Annotated in this window: 4 protein-coding genes; 2 read left to right on the forward strand and 2 right to left on the reverse strand. The window is 56.5% G+C overall.

Annotated elements, in window-relative coordinates:
* Positions 1-72: 72 nt before the first annotated feature.
* Entirely contained in the window at positions 73-258 is a 186-nt protein-coding gene (locus ABUA09_RS07700; RefSeq protein WP_052082681.1) for a hypothetical protein, read from the reverse strand.
* Between ABUA09_RS07700 and ABUA09_RS07705 the strand changes: the two genes are divergently transcribed.
* Positions 245-466, forward strand: a complete 222-nt coding sequence (locus tag ABUA09_RS07705; RefSeq protein WP_143433257.1) for a MerR family transcriptional regulator — start codon at positions 245-247, stop codon at positions 464-466. The two genes, ABUA09_RS07700 and ABUA09_RS07705, sit on opposite strands and share 14 nt — an antisense overlap.
* 150 nt (positions 467-616) lie before the next feature.
* On the opposite strand, the gene dgoD is transcribed toward ABUA09_RS07705, so the two are convergent.
* The gene (gene dgoD, locus ABUA09_RS07710; RefSeq protein ID WP_279204965.1) at positions 617-1,795 is read right to left on the reverse strand and encodes a galactonate dehydratase; all 1,179 of its coding nucleotides are present in this window, start codon (positions 1,793-1,795) and stop codon (positions 617-619) included.
* Between the two features lie 168 nt (positions 1,796-1,963).
* On the opposite strand from dgoD, the gene ABUA09_RS07715 reads away from it, so the two are divergent.
* The gene (locus ABUA09_RS07715) at positions 1,964-3,988 is read left to right on the forward strand and encodes a sigma-54 interaction domain-containing protein (RefSeq protein ID WP_052082680.1); all 2,025 of its coding nucleotides are present in this window, start codon (positions 1,964-1,966) and stop codon (positions 3,986-3,988) included.
* Positions 3,989-4,052: the final 64 nt, after the last annotated feature.

The raw sequence follows: 4,052 nt of genomic DNA on the forward strand, positions 1-4,052 counted from the left end.
GTCCTTACTTTTCCTCGTAGAGCTCGATGATGGCCTCGTCATGGAGAATAATGGTAGGGCGGATCGTATCACTCAAAGCTTCCGTCCCAAAATGACCCGCTGAGCCTGCCGGATATAGGGCTCCATATCGTCCACCTTATAGGCCACATGGGGCTGCTTGGAGAGGATCTCCGGAAAACGGGTCCCCTCTTTCTTAATTAGCCCTATGATCAGTTGTGGTATCCTGTTCGTGGGAGGTGCAGATATGGCTAAATTCATCGTAGAATGTTCCAGCCCGGAGGCGGAAGTTCTGCTGAAGAAACGGCCGGATATTTCCGCATTCGTGAAAAGACTGCGGAGGCTGGCGGAAGAAAACCCGGACGCAACATGGCTGATTATGACCGGAAATCGCTTTCAGATCAAGCGCAAGCTGCTTGAAAATATCATTGATTCCCTGGGATGTTATCCAATCGCAGAGTTGTATTGAGCCGAGATCACGGCAAATAGGTATTGTGCATCTTCAAGGTGCATTCTCTGTCTTTTGCCCGCGCGCTACCCTCTCCCGCGGCCGCCCCTCCCAGCTTCGGATCACGAAGCGGCGGCAGCCCTCGGCTCCGCGGGCCTCACCATCCCGCGGTCAGTCAAAATTTTGAAAGTAATAGGCCGTATGTTTCCCCTCCGGTCGGATATCCGTAAGCACTCCGTTATAGTGCCTTAAATAAACCGGCTGAAAGGGATGGCTCCGGCACGCCTCTTCCCTGAGCTCCACACCCAGCCCCGGCCGGTTGGGCACATGGATCTTCCCGGCGCGGAACTCCACCATTTCGTCCGTCAGCTCCCTGCGCCATGACACATCCGTGAGCATGATCTCCAGAATCGCATAGTTGATTGTGGCGCCGGCCAGTTGAAGGCAAGCTGCATTCGCTACCGGACCGCTCGGGTTATGCGGCGCCACACTGACATAATAGGGCTCTGCCATCGCCGCCATTTTCTTTACCGCCAAAATCCCGCCGCAGTGGCTCGGGTCCGGCTGAAAAAAATCCGCACATCCCTTCTGGAGGAATTCCCGGCAGGCGGCCAAGGAATAGATCCGTTCCCCGGCCGCAATCGGGACCGGCGAGCGGCGGTGGACCTCGGCCAGGGCGTCCAGATTGTCTGGCGGAACCGGCTCCTCAAAAAACATGGGGCCGTACGGCGCAAGCGCCCTGGCCATGCGCGTTGCCGTTTCCACGTTCAGCCGCCCATGTCCCTCTATCAGGAGCTCCACATCTCCTCCTACCGCGTCCCGTACAGCCGCCACACAGTCTATGCTCTCGGCAAATTCGCGGCGTTCCAGCGTCAAATAGGCCGAGCCAAAGGGATCCCATTTCAACGCACGGACCCCCTTCTCCACCGCGGCCCTGGCCTTTGCCGCGAATTCCTCCGGCTTCCTGGCCCCCGCAAACCAGCCGTTTGCATACAGCTCGATTTCCTCCCGTACGGGACCTCCCAAAAGGGCATGGACCGGCGCACCATAGTATTTTCCCGTGATATCCCACATGGCCATCTCCACCGCGCTGATGGCGCTCATCAATACCGGGCCTGTCCTCCAGTAGGAGTCCCGGTACATGTGGAAAACGTGCTCCTCAATTCGGCGGGGGTCCGTTCCCAAAAGATAACCTTTCAGGTCTTCCACCGCTCCCAACAGAGCATGCTCTTTGTATTCAAGAGTCCCTTCTCCCACACCGGTGATTCCCTCGTCCGTATAAAGCTTGACAAAAACAAAATTTGTGCGGTAGGCATTTGCTACAAAGGTCTTGATCTCCGTGATTTTCAATGTTTTATCCTCCTTTTTCCTCGGCGGCGGGAGCATACCTCCCTGGCCCGCCGGACTTGACGGCGCTGTGCAATGCCGATACAATGGGGTTGCCACGCATCTTTTGCTGTACAAAATGAAAAGCAATCCGGGTGCCAACTTTTCTCCTAAGCCTGTGGGAGGGATACCGTGAAACGCATCGCCATCATCAGCAACATCCCCATTACGGCCGACAACCATAAGGCCACTCTGGAGAGCCTCTTCAAGCATGTCTCTATCAAAGTGGTCACGATTTCCGAGTGGCATGGCGGCAGGATCGAAGCCGACGTGGCTCTGGTTACCGCGCTGGATCTGGTCCCTTACGCGCAGAAATATCTCAATCCGGAATGTACCATCGTCCAGAGCGCCTATACCCTGGAAAAATTCCAGTTGAGGACCATCCAGGAGCTGGAGCGTTCCGGCCCCATCGTAGTGGCCCACGAGTCTCCCCGGGCCGCGCTGGCCCGCTACACCCTGCTCCAGAGGCTGGGAATTCCCGCCGAACGGATGCGGGTATGGTATCCGGGCCTGGAGGAGCGGGCCCTTTCCGGACACATTGTGCTTTTTGGAGACATGAATCTTCCGCATGGATATACGGAGAATCTTCGCATCAGAGGGCGCATGCTCAGCGTGACCACCGTGTTTGAGATCGCCCTTGGCCTTGGTGTCCAGGACATCACCTCCACCCAAGGCTTTATCGATTATTTTCAGCAGGTATGCACGCAGTTCCGCCCATCTATCAACGACTTGTCCGTCAGTGAATTCAACGCCGTCATTGGGAATGAGCCCCCACAGCGCGGCCTTCTGGCCTTCACCGGCGATCTGCATATTTTCTACTGCGATTCCTACGTGGCCTCTCTTATTCAAAGGTCCCCCCAATCGCTCATCGGCCAGCCGCTGTTTGACGCCTTCCCCTTTCTGCGCTCCTGCCAGATCCACCGCGGGAACGAGACCCAGGAGCAGTTGGTGGCCTATGACGGGAAGACATACGCCGTCAAGCTCAACCTTGTGCTGCAGACCGGTCGTGAAACAGGCTACCTGCAAATCTCGGATTACTGGGCTGAGGAGCAGCGGCAGGGGAAGCTGCGCCGTCAGGTGACGGGGAGCAAATCCACTGCGAAGTACACCTTTCAGGATATCGTCGGCAGCAGCAAAAAGCTGGCGGAGTGCAAGGCCATTGCCCAGCGCATGGCCCGCTCCAACTCCAACATTCTGATTACAGGCGCCACCGGCGTTGGCAAGGAGCTGTTTGCCCAATCCATTCACAACGCCTCCGCGCGAAAGAACCAGCCCTTTATCGCCGTCAACTGCGGTGCGCTGGTGGAGAGCTTGCTGGAGAGCGAGCTGTTCGGATATGAAAAGGGCGCCTTTACAGGCGCCAACAAGAACGGAAAGCAGGGCCTTTTTGAGTTGGCCCACAAAGGCACCCTTTTCCTGGATGAGATCGGTGAGATGCCCCTCCACCTTCAGGTCCGGCTTCTCCGGGTCCTCCAGGAAAAAGAAGTGGTCCGCGTGGGAGGCGATCTGGTCATCCCCGTGGATGTGCGCGTGATCGCCGCCACCAACCAGGACATTCCGCAGATGATCCGCAGCAAGGAGTTCCGGAGCGATCTTTTTTATCGGCTCAATGTCCTGCCGCTCTATATCCCGCCGCTGGCAGAGCGCAAGGAGGATATCCCTCTGCTCATCGCCTCCTTTCAGCAGCGCCTGAAGGTCAGCTTCACCCTCTCCTCCGCTGCAAGGCACCAAATTTTGTCCTACTCCTTTCCCGGCAATATCCGCGAACTGCGCAACTGTATTGAGTACCTCTCCAATCTGGGGCTGAAGGAGATCCAGGTATCCGATCTGCCGCCGTACATTTTGGACAACGCCCCTCAGGAGGACCACATAAGCGGAGCGGCCAGGCAGGATGCCGCCTCTGTTCCTGCGGAGGCGGCGGAACGCTTGCGGATTCACTCCGTTCTGGAGGCGGTCTCCATAATCAATTCTACGGGCATAGGGGCTGGACGGCGGAGCATCCGTACCTATCTGCTTAATCAGAGCCAATTTTGTTCCGAGAGCTGTATTCGGAGAACGCTAGAATATTTGTCCTGTCAAAATTTTATTCAGATGGAACGTGGCCGCGGTGGCGTCCATCTTACACCCCGTGGAGAGGCATTTTTAAAGCAAATTTGATTCTCTGTGCGATCAGTGCCGTGTCCCTTTTACCCCTTTTCAAAATTAAAAGGGGGTAAAGGGA

The organism is Intestinimonas sp. RTP31139st1_F5_RTP31139_211217 (genome assembly GCF_040226735.1).
Lineage (GTDB): Bacteria > Bacillota > Clostridia > Oscillospirales > Oscillospiraceae > Intestinimonas > Intestinimonas butyriciproducens.

Coding starts and splice junctions, on each gene's coding strand:
- ABUA09_RS07705 (WP_143433257.1), top strand. CDS start 245: ATGGCTAAATTCATCGTAGAATGTTCCAGCCCGGAGGCGGAAGTTCTG.
- ABUA09_RS07700 (WP_052082681.1), bottom strand. CDS start 258: ATGAATTTAGCCATATCTGCACCTCCCACGAACAGGATACCACAACTG.